Raw genomic sequence first — 451 nt, forward strand, 5'->3', positions numbered from 1 at the left:
CCCGATCGACCAGACCCTGATCGCCGACGACCAGAACATCTACCTGTTCTTCGCCGGTGACAACGGCAAGATCTACCGGGCGAGCATGCCGATCGGGAACTTCCCGGGCAGCTTCGGCTCGTCCTACACGACGGTCATGAGCGACACGGTGAAGAACCTGTTCGAGGCGCCGCAGGTCTACAAGGTCCAGGGCCAGAACCAGTACCTCATGATCGTCGAGGCGCGGGGTGCGAACGAGCAGCGCTACTTCCGCTCGTTCACGGCCTCCAGCCTGAGCGGTTCGTGGACCCCGCAGGCCGCCGGCGAGAGCAACCCCTTCGCCGGCAAGGCCAACAGCGGCGCCACCTGGACCAACGACATCAGCCACGGCGACCTGGTCCGCACCAACCCCGACCAGACCATGACCATCGACCCCTGCAACCTGCAGTTCCTCTACCAGGGCAAGTCCCCC

At 65.0% G+C, this 451-nt stretch carries 1 protein-coding gene; it reads left to right on the top strand.

Features of this window, described 5'->3' with window-relative positions; translation table 11 throughout:
• Positions 1–451: non-reducing end alpha-L-arabinofuranosidase family hydrolase (locus IO33_RS0142000; RefSeq protein WP_031174339.1), on the top strand; the 451-nt coding region annotated here is incomplete at both ends.

It is taken from the genome of Streptomyces durhamensis (assembly GCF_000725475.1).
GTDB classification, from domain to species: Bacteria; Actinomycetota; Actinomycetes; order Streptomycetales; family Streptomycetaceae; genus Streptomyces; species Streptomyces filipinensis.